The 18,211-nt window shown below is 48.1% G+C and carries 19 protein-coding genes; 11 read left to right on the top strand and 8 right to left on the bottom strand.

Annotation, left to right across the window (positions count from 1 at the left end; genetic code table 11):
* Nucleotide 1 precedes the first annotated feature (1 nt).
* The 4 genes from ARCVE_RS02230 (at nt 2) to ARCVE_RS02215 (ending at nt 4,723) form a co-directional block, all read left to right on the top strand.
* Nucleotides 2-1,546: an ABC transporter ATP-binding protein gene (locus tag ARCVE_RS02230; RefSeq protein WP_013683156.1), complete on the top strand. Its 1,545-nt coding sequence runs from the start codon at nt 2-4 to the stop codon at nt 1,544-1,546.
* The gene (locus tag ARCVE_RS02225) at nt 1,543-2,589 is read left to right on the top strand and encodes an ABC transporter permease (RefSeq protein ID WP_013683155.1); all 1,047 of its coding nucleotides are present in this window, start codon (nt 1,543-1,545) and stop codon (nt 2,587-2,589) included. The genes ARCVE_RS02230 and ARCVE_RS02225 overlap by 4 nt, the downstream gene beginning before the upstream one ends.
* Before the next feature lie 2 nt (nt 2,590-2,591).
* On the top strand, nt 2,592-3,515 hold the full coding sequence (locus ARCVE_RS02220; RefSeq protein WP_013683154.1) for an ABC transporter permease: 924 nt from the start codon (nt 2,592-2,594) through the stop codon (nt 3,513-3,515).
* A gap of 86 nt (nt 3,516-3,601) precedes the next feature.
* A complete protein-coding gene (locus tag ARCVE_RS02215) occupies nt 3,602-4,723 on the top strand; it encodes a BMP family ABC transporter substrate-binding protein (RefSeq protein WP_013683153.1) in 1,122 nt (373 codons plus the stop codon).
* 30 nt (nt 4,724-4,753) lie between these two features.
* Here ARCVE_RS02215 and ARCVE_RS10735 read toward each other — a convergent pair whose 3' ends face one another.
* Entirely contained in the window at nt 4,754-5,101 is a 348-nt protein-coding gene (locus tag ARCVE_RS10735; RefSeq protein ID WP_013683152.1) for a vitamin K epoxide reductase family protein, read from the bottom strand.
* Between the two features lie 154 nt (nt 5,102-5,255).
* On the opposite strand from ARCVE_RS10735, the gene ARCVE_RS02205 reads away from it, so the two are divergent.
* A complete protein-coding gene (locus ARCVE_RS02205; protein WP_013683151.1) occupies nt 5,256-5,582 on the top strand; it encodes a ribonuclease P protein component 4 in 327 nt (108 codons plus the stop codon).
* A gap of 80 nt (nt 5,583-5,662) precedes the next feature.
* Nucleotides 5,663-6,019, top strand: a complete 357-nt coding sequence (locus ARCVE_RS02200; protein ID WP_013683150.1) for a YlbF family regulator — start codon at nt 5,663-5,665, stop codon at nt 6,017-6,019.
* A gap of 185 nt (nt 6,020-6,204) precedes the next feature.
* Here ARCVE_RS02200 and ARCVE_RS02195 read toward each other — a convergent pair whose 3' ends face one another.
* Entirely contained in the window at nt 6,205-6,429 is a 225-nt protein-coding gene (locus ARCVE_RS02195) for a MoaD/ThiS family protein (protein WP_013683149.1), read from the bottom strand.
* A 1-nt stretch (nt 6,430) separates the two neighbouring features.
* Nucleotides 6,431-6,601 (bottom strand): hypothetical protein, encoded by a 171-nt coding sequence (locus ARCVE_RS11470; protein WP_013683148.1) that lies wholly within the window; start codon nt 6,599-6,601, stop codon nt 6,431-6,433.
* Between the two features lie 180 nt (nt 6,602-6,781).
* Here ARCVE_RS11470 and ARCVE_RS02190 point away from each other — a divergent pair, with 180 nt between their 5' ends.
* From ARCVE_RS02190 to ARCVE_RS02175, 4 genes are read left to right on the top strand one after another with little or no spacing between them, the layout of a single operon-like run.
* On the top strand, nt 6,782-7,261 hold the full coding sequence (locus ARCVE_RS02190) for a DUF1850 domain-containing protein (protein ID WP_013683147.1): 480 nt from the start codon (nt 6,782-6,784) through the stop codon (nt 7,259-7,261).
* Nucleotides 7,252-9,273 carry a TRAP transporter permease gene (locus ARCVE_RS02185; RefSeq protein ID WP_013683146.1) on the top strand — a complete coding sequence of 674 codons (2,022 nt, stop codon included), beginning with the start codon at nt 7,252-7,254 and terminating at the stop codon, nt 9,271-9,273. Before ARCVE_RS02190 ends, ARCVE_RS02185 begins: the two co-directional genes overlap by 10 nt.
* Nucleotides 9,274-9,278: 5 nt before the next feature.
* Nucleotides 9,279-10,289, top strand: coding sequence for a TAXI family TRAP transporter solute-binding subunit (locus ARCVE_RS02180; RefSeq protein WP_013683145.1), 1,011 nt, complete (start codon nt 9,279-9,281; stop codon nt 10,287-10,289).
* A gap of 42 nt (nt 10,290-10,331) precedes the next feature.
* On the top strand, nt 10,332-11,288 hold the full coding sequence (locus tag ARCVE_RS02175; protein WP_013683144.1) for an NAD(P)H-dependent amine dehydrogenase family protein: 957 nt from the start codon (nt 10,332-10,334) through the stop codon (nt 11,286-11,288).
* Nucleotides 11,289-11,311: 23 nt separating this feature from the next.
* On the opposite strand, the gene ARCVE_RS02170 is transcribed toward ARCVE_RS02175, so the two are convergent.
* Genes ARCVE_RS02170 through ARCVE_RS02160 form a run of 3 tightly spaced genes read right to left on the bottom strand, consistent with a single transcriptional unit; the run spans nt 11,312 to nt 14,920 of the window.
* Nucleotides 11,312-12,922, bottom strand: coding sequence for a COG1361 S-layer family protein (locus ARCVE_RS02170; protein ID WP_013683143.1), 1,611 nt, complete (start codon nt 12,920-12,922; stop codon nt 11,312-11,314).
* Nucleotides 12,922-14,022, bottom strand: a complete 1,101-nt coding sequence (locus ARCVE_RS02165) for an ABC transporter permease (RefSeq protein WP_013683142.1) — start codon at nt 14,020-14,022, stop codon at nt 12,922-12,924. The genes ARCVE_RS02170 and ARCVE_RS02165 overlap by 1 nt, the downstream gene beginning before the upstream one ends.
* A 1-nt stretch (nt 14,023) precedes the next feature.
* The gene (locus ARCVE_RS02160) at nt 14,024-14,920 is read right to left on the bottom strand and encodes an ABC transporter ATP-binding protein (RefSeq protein ID WP_013683141.1); all 897 of its coding nucleotides are present in this window, start codon (nt 14,918-14,920) and stop codon (nt 14,024-14,026) included.
* 54 nt (nt 14,921-14,974) lie between these two features.
* Between ARCVE_RS02160 and ARCVE_RS10730 the strand changes: the two genes are divergently transcribed.
* The gene (locus ARCVE_RS10730) at nt 14,975-15,736 is read left to right on the top strand and encodes a TrmB family transcriptional regulator (protein WP_013683140.1); all 762 of its coding nucleotides are present in this window, start codon (nt 14,975-14,977) and stop codon (nt 15,734-15,736) included.
* Nucleotides 15,737-15,753: 17 nt separating this feature from the next.
* On the opposite strand, the gene pheA is transcribed toward ARCVE_RS10730, so the two are convergent.
* Together pheA and aroD are read right to left on the bottom strand one after the other, a co-directional pair.
* Nucleotides 15,754-17,616 (bottom strand): prephenate dehydratase, encoded by a 1,863-nt coding sequence (pheA, locus tag ARCVE_RS02150; protein WP_013683139.1) that lies wholly within the window; start codon nt 17,614-17,616, stop codon nt 15,754-15,756.
* Nucleotides 17,613-18,206, bottom strand: coding sequence for a type I 3-dehydroquinate dehydratase (aroD, locus tag ARCVE_RS02145; RefSeq protein WP_013683138.1), 594 nt, complete (start codon nt 18,204-18,206; stop codon nt 17,613-17,615). Before aroD ends, pheA begins: the two co-directional genes overlap by 4 nt.
* Between the last annotated feature and the right edge of the window lie 5 nt (nt 18,207-18,211).

The raw sequence follows: 18,211 nt of genomic DNA, 5'->3' as shown, positions 1-18,211 counted from the left end.
CTTGAGCAGGGAAGTCCTCCTCGAAATGCGAGGAATCGTCAAGAGATTTCCGGGAGTTGTTGCCAACGACGGTGTCAACCTTACAGTTTACAGGGGTGAAATCCACGGCCTGCTTGGAGAGAATGGAGCGGGCAAAACGACTCTAATGAACGTGCTCTACGGCCTCTACCAGCCCGACGAAGGGGAGATAATATTCGAAGGAAAAAAGGTGAGGTTCAAGTCTCCAAAGGATGCCATAGAAGCTGGAATAGGGATGGTTCACCAGCACTTCATGCTCGTGCGAAGGATGAACGTCCTTCAGAACATTGTGCTCGGCTACAGGACGCCAAAAGATCCTCTGATTGATGAAGGATGGGTCAAAGAAAAGATTAACGAGCTTTCCAGGACGTACGGTATTGGTGTTGACGCTGACGAAGTTGTTGCAAACCTCAGCGTGGGAGAGGAGCAAAGGGTTGAAATTCTCAAGGCCCTGTTCAGGAACGTAAAGCTGCTAATTCTTGACGAACCGACAGCCGTTTTAACCCCTCAGGAAGTCAAAAACCTTTTCTCAGCCCTTAAAGCCATGACAGATAAGGGTCTGACGGTTATTTTCATAACCCACAAACTCAAGGAGGCGCTGAGTGTTACTGACAGAATTACAGTGTTAAGGAGGGGCAAAAACGTTGGAACGATTGAAACCTCCAAGACAGACGAGAGAGAACTTGCCAGAATGATGGTCGGTAGAGAAGTCGTCATGGAGATCAGGAAGCCAAAAGTGGAGCTGGGCGAAGAGGTTCTGAAGGTGGAAGACCTGTGGGTGGAGGACGATAGAGGGTTGATGGCTCTAAAAGGCATCTCCTTCAGCATAAGAAAGGGAGAGATTCTCGGAATAGCTGGAGTTTCAGGAAACGGTCAGAAAGAGCTTGAAGAAGCTATAGCTGGACTGAGAAAGCCCAGGAAGGGCAAAATCATTCTGAACGGCAGAGACATCACTAACCTCAGCGTTGAAGGTTACACGGCGAGCGGTATTGCGTGCATCCCCGAAGACAGGATTGGTGTGGGGCTTGCCCCATCACTGAGCGTTGCTGAGAACCTCATGCTCAGAGACTTCAGGAACTTCAGAAGGGGATTTACGCTCGATTTTAAGGCTATGGAGGAGCGGGCAAAGAAACTCGTAGAGGAGTTCGCAATCAAAACACCCTCGCTGGATGTGCCCGCAAGTACACTTTCTGGAGGCAACATCCAGCGCCTAATCCTTGCAAGGGAGCTTTCGAGAAACCCCAAGCTTTTAATCGCTTCCCAGCCCTCGAGGGGGCTCGACATAGCTGGAATCGAATACGTCAGGCAGAGATTAATCGATGCAGCAAAAAGTGGCAGCGCCATCCTTTTGATATCTGAGGATCTGGATGAGATCCTCCAGCTCAGTGACACAATCGCCGTTATTTACGAGGGAGAACTAAAGGGGATTATCCCGCGAGAGAAGGCAGACATAGAGGAAATTGGATACCTGATGGCCGGAGGAACTCTTGAAGGTCTTGAAATCACACCCGGAGGCGTAGCAACGTGATAAGGATAGAAAGAAGACACGAAACCCCAGGATGGCTCGTGTATGCCGTACCATTCATCTCAATAGCAGTTTCTCTGCTTTTCGTCGGTTTGCTGCTGCTGACTGTTGGCGTGAATCCCGTTGATGCATACATGACGATGTTTTCCCGGTCCTTCGGCTCAAAGTTCGGACTGACGGAGCTTTTTGTCAAAACTGCCCCAATTATACTAACTGGACTTGCAGTAGCAATCCCTCTTAGAGCCGGTTTGTGGAACATTGGTGCTGAAGGACAGCTTTACATGGGGGCTTTCGCCGCAAGCTTCATTGCCCTTTACGTTTCACTTCCCCCACCACTTGTGCTGCCTGCAATGGCTTTCGCCGCCTCCTTCATGGGTTTGGTGTGGGCCTCCCTTCCCGGTGTCCTTAAAGCCAAGTTTGAGCTGAACGAGATAATCTCGACGCTTCTCCTGAACTATGTAGCAATTTACTGGGTCGATTATCTCGTTTACGGCCCTATGAGGGGCAAAGAAGTGTACAACTTCCCATACTCGGACATCTTCCCGGATTTTGCTATACTTCCGAGATTTTTTGGAACGAGGTTTCATGCAGGAGTGTTCATAGCCATAGCAATTGCGGTCCTGCTCTACTACGTGGTCAGGAAAACGGGTTTCGGGTTTGCCGTCAAGGTTGTTGGCGCAAACCCGAAAGCTGCGGAGTATGCAGGAATAAACAGGAAGAAGATTATAGTCTATACAATGCTGATAGGTGGAGCTGTTGCGGGACTTGCGGGCATGATAGAAGTGGGCGGGATACACATGAGACTCAGGAGCGGACTGTCGCCGGGCTATGGATATGCAGGTATTCCCGTTGCCTTGCTTGCCAAGGGCAACCCACTTGCAGTAATCCTCTCAGCGTTTCTGTTTGGATTCCTGTACGTGGGCGGTTCAGCGCTGCAGACCACGTATTCTATTCCTGTTTCAATCGTCTACGTCTTTCAGGCTTTGATTGTCCTCTTTATAATTGGCGGTGAATTCTTCACGAAGTATACGATAAGGAGGGGATAAATTTGGATTTCATAGCCTCGCTCATAGCCGCATCAATAAGGGCCGGCACGCCATTGCTTTTCGCGACGCTCGGTGAAATAATAACTGAAAGAAGTGGCGTGCTGAATCTCGGTCTCGAAGGAATTATGATTACGGGCGCAATGACGGGATTTGCCGTAAGCCTGCTGACAGGTAACCCCTGGCTGGGTGTCCTCGCTGCCGGGCTTGCGGGCATGGCGATGGCTTCAATCCACGCCTTCTTTTCAATAACGCTGAAAGCCGACCAATCGGTCACCGGCCTGATGCTCGTTCTGCTCGGTATTGGCTTAACGGGATTTCTCGGCAGGAACTACATCGGGCAGGTCGCTGAATACATTCAACCCGTGAACATTCCATACCTCTCTGAGCTTCCCTTTGTTGGTGAGGCGTTTTTCAGTCATGATCCTCTCGTTTATGCTGCAATGCTCCTCGTACCGCTAACGTGGTTCTTCCTTTTCAGAACGAGGCACGGTATGGAGATAATAGCCGTTGGAGAGAGTCCTGAAGCGGCTGACACCCTTGGAATAAGCGTCGAAAAGCTGAGGTATGCAAGCGTGCTGATTGGGGGCTTCCTTGTTGGCATCGCTGGAGCGCATTTAAGCCTCGCGTACGCAAAACTATGGACAGATGGCATGACCGCAGGTAGAGGCTGGATCTGCTTGGCCTTAGTGATATTCAGTGGATGGATGCCCCAGAGGGCCATACTTGGAGCTTATCTCTTTGGCGGACTCGATGTGCTGTCGTTCAAGCTTCAGGCTGCCGGTGTTGGTGTGTCCTATCATTTACTGAAGATGATTCCGTACGTTGTAACAATTCTCGTGCTTCTATTCAGCGTGATGAGAAAGAAAGAAAAGTTTGGTGCTCCGTCGGCACTCGGTAAGCCGTACATAAGGGAGCAAAGGTATTGAATTTCCAGTTGAATTTTTTCATTAATTTTGATTTATAATACTTTGGATGAAAAGACTTATGTTGTACCTACGTTGTTGCCTTCCACATGAGGAGACTATTAATAGTAGCAGTACTGATGGCCGCGCTGCTCATTGCCGGGTGTGCACAGGAGGAGAAGGCAACGCCCAAGCCGACCATTACGCCAGCAGAGGAGAAGAAGCTCAAGGTTGCATTCGTTTACGTAAGTCCAGTGGGTGATGCGGGCTGGAGCTACATGCACGACCAAGGAAGACAGTACATCGAGAAGGTTTACGGCGTACAGACAGCCTATTCTGAATCCGTCAGCGATGCTGATGCAGAGAGAGTTATCAGAGAATATGCAGAGCAGGGTTACGATGTAATTTTCACGACATCCTTCGGATTCATGGATCCAACCATAACCGTTGCCAAGGACTTCCCGAACATCGTGTTCATGCACTGCAGTGGTTACAAGACGGCTGAAAACGTTGGTACCTACTTCGGAAGAATGTATCAGGCTCGCTATCTGACAGGTATCGTTGCCGGAGAGATGACCAAGACCAACAAGATCGGATACGTTGCTGCCCACCCGATTCCTGAGGTCATCAGAGGTATCAACGCATTCGCTCTGGGTGTCAAGGCCGTAAACCCGGATGCGAAGGTTTACGTTGTATGGACTGGCACATGGTATGACCCCGCAAAGGAGAAAGAAGCTGCACTGAGCCTTATCGAGGAAGGATGTGACGTTATAGCCCAGCACCAGGACTCTCCAGCTCCACAGCAGGCAGCCCAGGAGAAGGGAGTATACTCCATTGGATACCACAGCGACATGTACGAGTTTGCCCCCAAGGCTCACCTCACAGCAGCGGTATGGAACTGGAGCGTAATCTACGCTTACGTCATTGAAAACGTAATGAAGGGCACATGGAAGAGCGAGCAGATATGGTGGGGTATTGACAAGGGTGTAGTGGACATTGCGCCATTCAATCCGATAGTGCCTGAAGACGTGCAGAAGAAAGTGATGGAAGAGAAGGAGAAGTACCTCAAGCACGAGGTGCCAGAACAGTACCCATTCGTTGGCCCAATATATGACCAGAATGGTAACCTCGTGAAGGCTGAAGGCGAAGTGATGAGCGACGAAGAGCTGCTTTCAATGAACTTCTTCGTTGACAACGTTGTTGGAGAGATTCCTGCAGGAGGCGGGGAGTAACCTCCCTTTTACTCTTTTTTAATTTTTTTACTAAGTATCGGAGAACCTAATTGCAGCTTTCTTCTCCAGAGTGGTCATAGCAATCATGGCAAGTCCAGCAGTGTGCGCGATGGTGCAGTAAGGGCAGAACGTTCCGCTGGCAAGTTCGATCGAAACGAGAAATACTACACCCACCAATCCAGCGATAGTCCACGCAGGCCTGAATTTATCTCGCTCTACGGCAAGCGGAGATGTAGCAAACCAGAGCAGACCGAATACGGCAGGAACGTTGGTGCACGAGCCTGCTAAGCACACTCCTTCGAAGTGCTCAAGATAGAGAATGTACAGACTGTCGAGAATTCCAATGGTTGCCAGCGAAAGGAATATTCCGTTCCTCATAGTCCGTCCAAAACGGCTAAATCTTGTACTATAATGATTTCTATTTTTCTGAAGTTAATAAATGGATTGCGACTGACCAAACTGCATCCATCGAATCCCACAGATGCAAAGATCATAAAAAAGGTCATATACTGCACCCTCAAGCCTTCTACAAATGCTGAAAAGGGAAAAGAAGCTCGAAAAGAAGATAGCTCTCCGGAGAATAAAAATCCTCCTCGACAAAGCCCATGAAGTTAAGTTCGAGGACTACGAGCTGGCGAGGCGCTACGTGGAACTTGCGAGGAGGATTGCAATGAAGTACAGGCTGAGAATACCGAGGGAGGAGAGGCTGTTCTGCAAGAAGTGTCTGTACCCCTACAGGTATGACAGGATCAGGGTAAGGGTTGCGAAGTCAAGGGTGATAATCACGTGCCTGAACTGCGGCTTTGTCAGAAGAATTCCAATCAGACCGGCGAGAGTGATAAAAAAGCCTGAAAAATAAAATAAAGAAATAAATCACGGAAAAGTTAAAATAGTTGGAGATAAAAAGAGCTGGAAACGAAAAGGTTAGGTGAATTGAAGATGGTATCGGACTTTGTTAAGGAAAAGGCGCTGGCTCTTGCCAGTGCAATACAGGAGACGGAAGAATATAAGGAGTTCCTCGAAAAAGAGGAGATGTTAAAGAAGGATGAAGCCGCCCAGGAATTGCTCGCCCAGTTCCAGGAGAAGCAGAGAGAGTTCATCTCGAAACAGCTTAACGGCGAGATCGATCAGGACCTGCTGGGTGAGCTTACCGAGATTCAGGCCCAGCTCAACAAAAGAGAGAGTGTTATCGACTTCCTCGATTCCTACAACAGGCTCATCAACATGCTGGGTGAAGTTGGAGAAATCATAAGCAAAGAAATCGAATTTGACTTTGCAGAAGTGTACAGAAGCTGATAAGCTTCTGGCAGATTTATTTTAAATACGTAATTTGTTTTAGAATTTTTTACAGCTTTTAAGCTTGTGTCTACTGGGTCTGCTTCTGCATTTTCTATATATATAATTTTCCAACAGATCAAAAGCAAATCCAGAGCAAGAATAAAAATAAAGTTTGTTAACAAATTACCAGCTTCGAATTAAGTTCAGCCTCCGGAAATCACCCTTATTATGGTAACCTCCCCCTCCTCTACCCTCTCGTCAACCGGAACAGGCACACCATCCTTTATCACAACAACTGTCTCAGGATTGACTCCCATCTCTTCAAGCAGCGCCGAGTAAGTTTTACCCCTACTTACCTCGACGACATCTTCTTTCTTATCGAATCCAAGAAACTTGACCTTCACTTTCAGGAGGCTTTCGGTATTCACACTATTCCTCCTCTTTCAGAACCAGTTTGGCGATCTCCTTTATGTCCTCGCCGCCCTTGCTCATGATTTCCTTCCTCAGGTCTTCGAGGTTCTCCATCAGAAGCTTCTCCTCCTTGTTCTCCTTCTTGTTCTTCCCCTTTCTCTCAAAAGACCTCCAGTCGAACCGCCTCATATCCTATCACTGTATATTATTTGTTCCCGATCCTATTAACCTTTTTTGGCCAGCAGTAGAGATAAGATAGACAAAAAGTAATTTAAATAATAGAATTAAATATGTTCAAATAATAATTTCTTCATGAAAACGATGTGCGACTCAAAAAGCATATGAGCCACAATGGTTTTACAGAGGTAGATGAAGGATAAAGCAATCACCGTGCTATCTGCTTTGCTGATAGTAATCCTGCTATCCTCAGCCATACCTGTCAAGGTTCTCATGGTGGAGGGGAAAAATACCACTGTCATTGCGGTAAAAGATGGGGACGAGGTGAAGATATCCTTCATTCATTCCGTCGAACTCTGCCCGTGGGTCGAGATATACGTAATCGAGGGAAACAATCTGACGCTCGTGAAAACCCTCACCCAGTCCGCAGGCTGGGGACTGCCGAGCACAGAGAATAACTTCTCATTTCAGGAGATAGACGGTCAGAAGTGGATGGTTTACGAAATCCACAGGACTTTCAGCTCTCTGAAAATTTCGACGTCCCCAATAAATAACTACACGATATCCGTCAATGGAAAAGTTCTAAAATTTAGCAATGGGTTCATCACCGTCAGTATTAAAAATATCCCCTGCGGGGAGTTTCTCATCCGGGAGGTGTTGGGTTGGACATAGACGGACTCGATCCAAGGCTGAAGAGGAAGTTCATGCATGAAAGAGAACTGTCAAAACCCTATGCGATCCTCGTCTTTATAATTTCAGCTCTCTTTTCGACATTTCACATCATCAACGGCTCCTACACGGGGCTGCTCCAGATGGACATCGTGAAGTCCATTCACCTCGCCTTTGCCATCGGACTTACCTTCCTACTCTTCCCGGCAAGAAGAGGTGAGAATTCCGGCAAAATCCCTGTATACGACTTAATCCTCGCAATAATTGGAGCCTACGTCGCGCTATACATAACGATAAACTACTCCGACCTGATTCACAGGGCTGCCATTGGCTACAACACCATGGACTACGTGATTTCAGCAATGGGCATAATCCTCGTCCTTGAGGCCACAAGAAGAGCCGTAAATCCCGCAATGGCCGTAATCGTTATAGTGTTTATCCTGTACGCAAAATACGGCGCCAACCTGCCGGGTGTGTTATCTCACCCACCTTACACGTGGAAAGAAGTGCTCGAGCACCTTTACCTCACAAAAGAGGGCGTCTTCGGCACACCGCTTGCAGTTTCCGCAACCTTCGTTGTTCTGTTCATAATATTCGGAGCTTTTCTTGAGAAATCCGGGGCTGGAAAGTTCTTTATTGACCTCGCGTATTCGATAACAGGAGGAATGGTCGGCGGGCCAGCAAAGGCTGCGGTAATGGCGAGTGCCCTGATGGGGACGGTTTCAGGCAGTTCTGTTGCGAATACCGTCACCACGGGCACGTTCACAATACCCCTGATGAAGCGCGTTGGTTACAAGCCCGAATTTGCCGGAGCCGTTGAACCTGCTGCATCTACGGGCGGACAGATACTCCCGCCGGTGATGGGGGCAGCAGCATTTATAATGGCAGAGTTCGTCGGGATGCCGTACGTAACTATAGCCTATGCAGCGCTGATACCAGCTCTCCTGTACTTCTTCGGAGTTTTTACAGCCGTTGATCTTGAAGCGAGAAAGGAAAACCTGAGGGGGCTGCCAAGAGAGGAACTCCCCCGAACGCTGGACGTTTTGAAGGGTGGCTGGTACTACCTCGTGCCACTATTTGTCCTCGTTCACATGCTCGTCCACGGATTTACGCCGATACTTGCAGCGATTTACGCAATTCTCAGCGTAGTGGCGATAATGATCATCAAACCCATTTACGAGAACCTGAAGCGCCCGAAAGGCGAGAGATTGCCTGCAGGTGTTCTCGCGAAGAACATACTGTCGAACTTCATAGAAGCGCTCAACAGCGGTGGGAGAGGAGCGGTTGCAGTTGCCATTGCGTGTGCTTCAGCAGGCATAATAGTCGGCGTGGTTACGCTTACAGGCCTGGGATTCAAGATCGCCGCTGAAGCTGTAACCATATCTAACGGCCAGCTTCTTCCAATACTTCTGCTAACCATGTTCGTATCACTCATGCTCGGAATGGGCGTTCCAACGACGGCAAACTACATAATAACCAGCACGATTGCTGCGCCTGCAATAATAACCTTCATGGCGGCAAACGCGGGAATGAACGTCAGAGACTTTCTCGCTGCATATCCCGAACTCGTTCTTCCAGCCCACATGTTCGTATTCTACTTCGGCGTTGCTGCAGACCTCACACCTCCGGTTGCGCTTGCAGCATACGCAGGTTCTGCCATCGCCGGCAGTGACCCATGGAAAACAGGAATAAACGCAGCTAAAATCGGCATTGGAAAGTATCTCGTCCCGTACGTTTTCATATATTCTCCAATCATACTTCTTCTCAACCTGAGCTTTTCACTTCCCGACATTATAAACCTGCTCTGGATAGTTCTCTGCGTTATGCTCGGCATCGTCGCCATCAACGGAGCCACAATAGGATATCTGCTCAGGCCGTGCAGCAAAGCGACGAGAATGTTTTTACTCATCCCCGGGATTCTTTTGCTCGCCCCTTCGCTGTATTCGAAAATTGCCGGTTTAATATTGTTTGGAGTAATTGTTTTAAACCAGTGGATATCTTTTAACATAAGGTGATGAGAATGAAAGCCAAGCTGTTTTTGCTGCTGGTGCTGGGCGCCGCACTGATACTTTCAGGCTGCGCCCAAGAGAAGCAGGTAACGCCAGTGGAGCAGGAAACACCTGCCGCAGAGGAAACAAAAGCGACGCCGGAAGAAATCCATGTAACGATTCTCACAGGTGGTGCTGCTGGTACATACTACCCGATTGGTGGAGCCATGGCAAACGTGATTAACGAGCACGTGAAGGGCGTTAAAGCAACGGCTGTAACATCCGGTGCTTCCGTTGCCAACGCAAGAAAAATCGGAAACGGCGAGGCTGAGCTTGCGCTGCTGCAGAACGATATCGCCTACTACGCATACACTGGAACGGAGATGTTCAAGGACAACAAGATAGAAAACATCAGAGGGGTTGCAACGCTTTATCCTGAGGTCGTCCAGATTGTAACCCTGAAGGACAAGGGAATCAAAACAATATACGACCTGAAGGGTAAGAGAGTTGCTGTAGGCGCTCCGGGAAGCGGAACTGCAGTAGCAGCACTCCAGATACTCGGCACAGTGGGAATCGACGAGAGCAACACGGACATTCGCTATCTAAACTTCAAGGAGGTTGCTGACGCGCTGAAGGATGGTACCATTGACGCAGGATTCATAGTTGCCGGTGTTCCAACTGCTGCTGTCAGTGACATTGCAGCAGTTAAGGATGTGCAGATCGTCGAGATTCCAGATGAGATATTCCAGAAGCTCTCCGAGCAGTACAAGTTCTACATCCAGTACACGATACCCGCAGGAAGCTACAAGGGAGTTGACGAGGATGTGAAGAGTGTTGCCGTGCTTGCAATGCTCGCAACGAGAGAAGATATGCCCGAAGATGTTATCTACGAGATAACCAAGGCCATATTCGAGCACAGGGACGAACTCGTTGCTGCTCACAAGAGGGCAGAGGACATAACCCTCGAAACAGCACTCGACGGAATGTCCATTCCGCTGCATCCTGGCGCAGAGAAGTACTACAAGGAGAAGGGTCTGATCTAATTTTTTAATTTTTCTTCTTATCAGACTTCTTAGGGGATTTCTATGGTGATCAAAGCAGTAATCTACGGATTCGGGCAGATAGGCAGGATTGTGACAAAGGCCGCATATGAGAAGGGAATCGAGATAGCTGGCGCAGTAGACGTGAACCCAGAACTTGTCGGTAAGAACGCTGGAGAACTGCTGAACCTTGACATCAAAGCCGAAGTAAGGAACTCCCTCGACTTCGAAGGCGATGTGGTGTTTCTTACAACAGGTTCATATCTTGATTCAGTATTTCCGCAGATAAAGAAGTGTGTGGAGAAAGGATTCAACGTCATAAGCACATGCGAAACTCTCAGCTATCCGGAATACCGCTATCCCGAATTGGCGGAAAAGATAGACCGCCTTGCAAAGGAGCATGGTGTTACTGTTCTCGGGACCGGAATTAATCCCGGATTCTTACTCGACACGCTTCTTGTCGTTCTCTCTGCCCCTTCGGTAAAGGTTGAGCGGATAAAGGCAGTCAGGAGCGTTGACGCGCTGAAAAGGAGAACAGCGTTCCAGAAAAAAGTAGGCGTTGGCATGGACGTCGAAGAAGTGAAGAGAAGGCTCGAATCAGGAGAGATGACCGGACACGTTGGATATGCTGAATCCGTGATGGTTGTTTGCGAAGCAATGGGGCTGAAGCCGGATGACATTAAGGAAGGACAGGAGATAGTCGTGGCAGAGAGCAATGCAGAGGTACCGGCGGGGAAGGTCAGAGGCCTCAAGGGATACGCTTCCGCCATAAAGAATGACGAAGAGAAGGTCAGAATTGAATTCCACGCCTACGCTGGGGCAAGCGAATACGAGGAGATAGTAATTGAGGGAGATAACCCCGTAACGTGGCGAAGCACCGGAACGAAGGGCGATTTAGGAACTGCCGCCATTCTGGTGAACCTCGCAAAGGCAGTTGTTGACTACAGGCCAGGATTGATCAAGATGTCGGATCTGATTCCCTTTAGACCGTCTTTTGTATAGTTATTCAATAAAAAATTAAAAATTCAAATTTTCTTTCTCTTTTTCTTGTACACTGCAATAGCTGCCAGCACCAATGCAAGAATCAGAACTAACACGTACTCATGTCCTCCCTTCTCCTCAACTCTCACGTAGAAGTACTCCGTCTCTTTTTGCTCGTCCCCATTCAAGTCCTCCGAGGTTAACTCAACCATTACTCTGTACTTTGTGCCCGGGATGACATCCTCGTCAACATCTACCTTGAACTTCAACGTCTTGCTTTCTCCGCTCTTCAGGCTCTCTATAAAGGCGTCAGGTACTTTAACGAGAATTCCCGGGCTCGGCTTCAAAAGTGCGTGGATGTCTTTCGCATCTCCGCCGTTGTTTACAATCCTGACTTCAACTATCTGGTTGTCCTCTCCTGCATAGACCACCTGATCACTCACAATCTCGAAGTCTGGCTCGGGTTTAATATAGACTGGAATTGACGTGTGTAGAGATTCAACAGATGGATATATGGCCTGTCTGAACGTCCCGCTGACGTTAATTGTTCTGTATCCAAACTTCGCCTCGTCATCAACTTCAAAGGGGATTTTTACGGCTCTCACTTCTCCAGGATTCAGGAATCCCACGAGAATGCTGTTAATCTTTAAATCCACACCATCGGGCTCTTCAAGTTGAATTACGAGAGCCGAGACGGGGTAGCTCAGAGAGTTCATAATGTACAGGTCGAGAAGTCCCTTCTGCCCCCTTACTACTTCGTTGTCTCCCCACGAGATTGTAATAGCAGCAGACGAGGGCTCGAAAAATAGCTGAACTGTGTCCTCATCAACCCCTCTAACCCACTTCAATCCGTCGAAGTACTCGTAGCTCATTTCCACTCTCACGCTGCATGTCTCTTTGTCTGACTTAACGCTGAATGACACGGGAACCGACGTCGATGGAGGAATTGTTGCCGCATAGGCAGTCTTTGGATCGAGGACGTCCAGATCACCACTCAGCTTCACCTCAACGTTCCTCGCAACTCCATTCCCCTCATTGGCGATTTGAAGAACCAACTGACTCACTTCATTCGTGTACATTCTTGACTTGACAGGAAAAGCCTTGAGAATTGGTTTTGAAGACTGGCAAACCTCAACCTCTATCGGAATAACTTTCTCTTCTTTGATGTAGTAATAAACTACGTCGTATATTCCCGAGATATTTCCAGTTACATCAATGATTCTGGCTCTCTCATAGCTTACGTGGAGCTTTAACGTATGTTTTCCTACAGCATCTGGCGATACGCTTATCAGAAACGTCACAGTTCTGCTTGCGTACCCGGGCTGAAAACTTGCAGATGGAAGTACGGGAATTCTTACCCTATCTGTCTTCACATCAATCCCTTCGTCTCCTTCAAGCCACAGAGTGACGTTATAGGCAGTAAGGCTTGCGTTGAACAGCAATTCCTCTTCAACGCTCCCTCTCTCCGCCCATTCATGCTTTGCCGTGTTTACCACCACAACCTGCAGCGGATACGTCTGTCCTGCTGGTACAACGCTGCTCGTAACGTACGCATCTATCTCAGGCTCGTCGTGGGCTACTGCCGCATTTGCAGGCGTCAAGATGATTACCAAAGTGGTTACTAAAACAGCCAGAACAATCAATAACGATCTCATTATGCACCACCTCTATTCATACTCCTTCTAAGAAGGTGAGTAGCCAGAAATACCGTAAAGAGAGTGTAAAGAACCAGAACCCCAACATAGGGATAAACAACATCCAGCCCGTTACCCTTAATCATAATGTTCCTGAACGCAAAGTTTGCGTAAGTCAAGGGTATAAAGTAGGCAATCACTCTCGCAGCTTCCGGCATGCTTTCGAGGGGGTAAAAGAAGCCCGAGAGGAATATGCTCACCACTGCAATCAGCATACTTGCCTGTATTCCTTGGAGCTGCGTTGCCGAAACAGACGAGATTACAAGTCCTAGCCCGATAGAACCTGTCAGAAACAGGAGCTGAACGAAGAAGAGGAGATGTACGCTCCCTCTGACCTCAACGTCAAAGACGTAATGGGCTATCAGCATGACGCTGAGGATGTCAACAACCATGATTGCTGTTATACTCAGAAACTTGCCAAGAATTAAATCCGAACTCCTTATAGGAGTGGAAAGGATGAGTTCGAGCGTTCCTTCTTCTCTTTCTCTCGCAATTGAGCTTGAAGACAGAATCAGTCCCAGAATCTGAATTATTACGCCCACAATGGCCGGAGCGATGAAATCAATCATTCTCGTCTTCGTCGTGAACACATAGCGCTGCTCCACGTCAATTCCACCATTCATCCCCTTTGACAGCCTGTATGCAACATTCTGGATGTAGTTTAGAGTCGTAACAGCAACGTTGAAGTTCGATTCATCCACAAGAACTCTCAGATTTGCATTTCCTTTGAAAAAGCCATCCTGAAAGCCTTTAGGGATGTATATGGCTGCTGAAATCTTCCCGTTTTTAATCATCTCCCTTGCTTCGCTCTCAGTTGCGAGCCAGTACCGTATATCGAGCACATCGCTCGATGCAAGCATGGAAATCAGCTGTCTTGATATGCTGCTCGAATCGTCATCTATGACCGCTGCGGGAACATCCTTGATTTCCCCGGAAAACGCATAACCAAAGACAGATATGAGAACTATCGGCTGAATTATCAGGATTGCAAGGAGTCTTCTCTCCCTGACAACAACTTTGAGCTCCTTCTTAAACACCGCAAGAACTTCATTGAGCCCCATGCTACCCTCCAATAAGCCTCATAAAAGCGTCTTCAAGGGTCAGCTTTTTTGTTTCAGCCCTGAATACTGCTATTCCTTCCCTTTTGAGCTCTTCAATAACTGCAGGCACGCTGATGGCCGCATCATCCACAATGACGTGAAGTACACCATTGAGTTCAACCCTGTATCCCATATCTTCCAGTATCTTCGCCGACTTTACGTCGTTTGATGTGCGGAGCTCTATGACTTCCCCACCCAGCGCAGCCCTCTTTATCTCGTCGGGCTTGCCCTCCACAATTTTCGTACCATTTCTCATGAGAATAAGCCTCTGGCAGTTCTCTGCCTCGTCCATGTAGTGGGTTGTTACAAGAATCGTTTTGCCCTCCTCGTTAAGCCTTGAAAAGTGCTCCCAGAACGTTCTCCTTAAAGGCGGGTCAACTCCGGCAGTTGGTTCATCCAGCACGAGCAGCTCTGGATCATGAACCATTGAGCAGGCAAGCATTAACCTCTGTTTCATTCCACCGCTCAGGTTCTTTACAAGCCTCTTCCTGAATTTCTCAAGCTCTACAAGCTTAAGCAGCTCGTTCACCCTTTCCTCAACTTTACTCCTTTCCACCCCGTATATCGAAGCGAAAAACCTCAGATTTTCTTCAACGGTCAGATTGAGGTAAAGAGGAGAATTCTGGGGCATCCATCCGATTTTCCTCCTGTCTGATACGTCTATCTGCCTTCCACCAAACTCAATGCTTCCCTCGTAGGGAATTACGCCAAATATCGCCCTTATTGTCGTTGTTTTGCCAGCTCCATTCGGGCCGAGCAGCCCAACTATTTCGCCCTCCTTTACCTCAAAGCTGAGGTTGTTTACTGCAACGAATTCGCCAAATCTGATTGTGAGATTCTTAACGGCAAGTTTTGCCATCAGCAAAATTCCAGCATAAAAGTATTTAATTCTGTTGTAACTGAAGTGGTAACAATGATTGAAAATCTCAGAAAGTTGGGTTTGAGCGAGTACGAAGCCAAAGTATACGTAACTCTGGTGGGACTTGGGAAGGCAAGCGCAAGAGAGATCCACGAGGCGAGCGGGGTTCCGAGGACGAGGATCTACGATGTTCTCGAGAAGCTTGCATCCAAGGGTTTCGTTGATATTGAGGAGGGTGAGCCGAAACGTTTCAGAGCTGTTGATCCGAGGAAGGTTATAGAGAAGTTAAAAATGGATGTTGTTAAGGCTGCCGATGATTGCATTCTTGAACTTGAAAAGCTCAAACTCACAAAACGCAGAGAATTTTCCCCTGTATGGGTAATGAGAGGAGACTGGAACATCTTGGAAAAAATCAGGGATGCGATAATGGAAGCGAGAGAGGAGATTGTGATAGTCTCCGCAAAACCTGAACTCCTCCTATCAGTTGCTAAAGAGCTAAAAAGAGCCAGGAAAAGAACTGTGTGCGTTCTTGTAAGAAGAGATGAGAAGCTCATAAAAGAGCTTTCCAGGTTCGTCGAGTTCAGAGAATTTGTAGAGATAGATCGGTTTATTGAAAGCTACGTCAAAGGATTAGTTGAAGATGGAGTCAGAGTTAGAATAGAGGGTATTTTCGTATTCGATGGCAGGAAATCCATTGTGGTTATAGAGGAGGACTGTAGAAGGCTTGGTTTGCTTATCGCACTTCCCATTGTGGCGTTCATGCAGAGAAGTGTGATAGAGACGATAATAACGGAAAAAACGAAAAAGCTCAACTAAAGACAAAGCTCGCTAATTTAACCCCACAAATCCAGCCTCTCAACCCTGTCAAACACTCCAACAATGTGATAGAAAGTCGTAACGTTCCTTAACTCCCTCAAGTCCTCGCTGCTCAGATCTTTCTCAACTTCAACGAAGAAAACATAGTCTCCAAGTCCAGTCCTTGCTGGCCTCGATTCGAGCTTCCTCATGTTTATGCCCTTCCTGTAGAATACCTCCAGCACATCCTTGAGTGCTCCTGGCCTGTCCTCAACGCCAAAGAACAGAGACGTTATACTGCCCCTCATCTCCCCGCTGCCCTTTTTCCGGATCAGGTAGAACCTCGTTGTGTTGGCCTTTGCGTCCTGAATTCCCTTCCTCAGAACATAGAGCTTGTGCAGCTTCGCAGCATTCTCAGAAACTATTGCAGCGCTGTAATCGTCGAGTAAAGCTATGGCATCGGACGTGCTGCTGGTGTAGCGAAGCTCAGCTTTCAGATAGTTGTTTATGAAGCCCATGCACTGGGCTATGGCTTGCGGATGTGAATAAACGACCCTTATCTCCTTCAAAGGCATGTAACGCCTCGCAGCAAGACAGTGTACAATCTCGAGAGTTGTTTCACCAAACACCTCAACGTCGTGGTTGAGCAAAGCATCGAGCACTGAAATAACAGTTCCGTTGACAGAGTTCTCTATTGGAACCAGGCCGTAGTCCGCGCTGCCGTTTTCGACGCACTTGATTATTTCATCCGTCGTTGCGCAGTACTTAAGAGGTAAGCGAGAACCGACAAGTTTCAGAGCCGCTTCCTCGCTGAAGCTTCCCGCCGGGCCAAGAACTGCAAGGGTCTTCTTTATCCCGAGAACCCGGTATTCTTCCTCCTTCGTCAATCCCATTATGTTCTCGAATATGTCCTGTACGTATATTGGATTGAGAGAAGTTCTCAAAAGCAAATCCTTAATCTTGACCTCTTCCAAATCCGCAATCTCTATGGGCTCATTTCTGTCGCGCTTGTGGAGAGCTATTTTTCTCCCCGCCTGAGTTCTTCTTTCAAGCAGGCGGAGGATGAGAGAGTCTACGGCCCTTATGTATCCTCTCAGCAGCTCGATTGTAGAGACGTCCCAGGTTGCCTTGCACGCGTCGAGTATCAGCGTGCTGTTCCCGTAATCGTCGAACTTACTGCCCAGCTCTTCGAAGAGTTTTCTGAACTTCTCCTCGTCACTAAATTTGGCATCCAGGTCTGCAAGACTCTTTATGAACTCTCTCCGCAAGATTTCCGCATTCTTCTGGATATAGTAGTACATCCTCCAATCCTGGTTTAGGATGCGCGAAGAGAGCTTGTAGAGGGTTGCAAAGATGGGCGAAGCGTACTTCAGGTCTTCTCTATCGAACCTCTCTGCCAAGAAATGCGCCATACCAACAAGCAGAAAGTGAGCTAAACCCTGAATCTCAGCCATCTTCGCGTCATGCTTTTCCGGCGGTAGCTCGCTCAAAACCGCCCCAGCCTTCCTGAACTCCTCAAGGATTACCTCCTCCTCTTTCCTCCCAGATTTTTTAACGACAATTATGTTGGAAAGCCCGATTTCGCTGTCCGGCCCGAACATGGGGTGTATGCTGAGGTAGTCAAAACCTGAGGCATCAAGATATGGCAGAACGAAGCCTTTTATCGAGGAAATGTCAACGATTAACGCTGAGCTGCGGGGAATGCGGGCAATAGCATCTCCAACTGCCTGCATGGGAACGCAGAGGAATATGACGTCGTAGCTTTCAATTTTATCCTCTTCAATAGTTCTCCTTTCTGGAACCACGTCGTATCCTGCCACATCGTATCCGCGAGAGAAGAAGAAGTCGTAGAAGAACTTACCCATTCTCCCCATTCCGTAAATCAAAATTCCCGGCTTCATAGTAACATCTCGAGGATTTTTCTCGCTTTTCCTGCTTCAAGCTGTCCCGGAGCTACCGCATTGCCAGCATGACAGTAAATGAAGGGTGAACCGAGCATAACTGCGAGAATGCGGGTGTAGGCGAACTTCTCACCCATGAGGAACGCCACAACGTTGTCATATTCGCACAGGATTCTGACGATAGTCAAAACGTCTCTCTTATCCCTGCCAAGCGTTGCGATCTTGAAGATGTCGCCCCTCCTGCCCTCTATCATATCTCTCAGAGTCTCGAACGGGGGCGTTTCCGAGAAGTTGTGGTACGACTCGATGATTTTGCACGGCATGTCGAAGAAGTCGTCATGTGCATCGCACTCAACATCGACGTAGTTCGCTACTGTGGCGTACTTCCTCATAAGTTCGAGCCTTTCCTCCTCGCTCCCTTCAAACAGGCCACCCTCATCCTTTCTCCGTACAGTAACAATCTTTTCCTTCGATATGGCCTCAACTTCAGAAATCGCAGGCAATCTATCGAACAGATCGAGCCTCAGCTCAACCACGTCGCAATCAGCCTTAGCTTCCTGCAGGCTCCTCGCTGACACGACGATTTTCATGCTAT

The organism is Archaeoglobus veneficus SNP6 (assembly GCF_000194625.1).
GTDB lineage: Archaea > Halobacteriota > Archaeoglobi > Archaeoglobales > Archaeoglobaceae > Archaeoglobus_C > Archaeoglobus_C veneficus.
Note: the sequence above shows the minus strand (reverse complement) of the source record. Positions and strands in the feature narration are given on the sequence as shown.

Coding starts and splice junctions, on each gene's coding strand:
- ARCVE_RS02215 (WP_013683153.1), top strand. CDS start 3,602: ATGAGGAGACTATTAATAGTAGCAGTACTGATGGCCGCGCTGCTCATT.
- ARCVE_RS10735 (WP_013683152.1), bottom strand. CDS start 5,101: ATGAGGAACGGAATATTCCTTTCGCTGGCAACCATTGGAATTCTCGAC.
- ARCVE_RS02205 (WP_013683151.1), top strand. CDS start 5,256: ATGCTGAAAAGGGAAAAGAAGCTCGAAAAGAAGATAGCTCTCCGGAGA.
- ARCVE_RS02200 (WP_013683150.1), top strand. CDS start 5,663: ATGGTATCGGACTTTGTTAAGGAAAAGGCGCTGGCTCTTGCCAGTGCA.
- ARCVE_RS11470 (WP_013683148.1), bottom strand. CDS start 6,601: ATGAGGCGGTTCGACTGGAGGTCTTTTGAGAGAAAGGGGAAGAACAAG.
- ARCVE_RS02190 (WP_013683147.1), top strand. CDS start 6,782: ATGAAGGATAAAGCAATCACCGTGCTATCTGCTTTGCTGATAGTAATC.
- ARCVE_RS02180 (WP_013683145.1), top strand. CDS start 9,279: ATGAAAGCCAAGCTGTTTTTGCTGCTGGTGCTGGGCGCCGCACTGATA.
- ARCVE_RS02175 (WP_013683144.1), top strand. CDS start 10,332: ATGGTGATCAAAGCAGTAATCTACGGATTCGGGCAGATAGGCAGGATT.
- ARCVE_RS02170 (WP_013683143.1), bottom strand. CDS start 12,922: ATGAGATCGTTATTGATTGTTCTGGCTGTTTTAGTAACCACTTTGGTA.
- ARCVE_RS02165 (WP_013683142.1), bottom strand. CDS start 14,022: ATGGGGCTCAATGAAGTTCTTGCGGTGTTTAAGAAGGAGCTCAAAGTT.
- ARCVE_RS02160 (WP_013683141.1), bottom strand. CDS start 14,920: ATGGCAAAACTTGCCGTTAAGAATCTCACAATCAGATTTGGCGAATTC.
- ARCVE_RS10730 (WP_013683140.1), top strand. CDS start 14,975: ATGATTGAAAATCTCAGAAAGTTGGGTTTGAGCGAGTACGAAGCCAAA.
- pheA (WP_013683139.1), bottom strand. CDS start 17,616: ATGAAGCCGGGAATTTTGATTTACGGAATGGGGAGAATGGGTAAGTTC.
- aroD (WP_013683138.1), bottom strand. CDS start 18,206: ATGAAAATCGTCGTGTCAGCGAGGAGCCTGCAGGAAGCTAAGGCTGAT.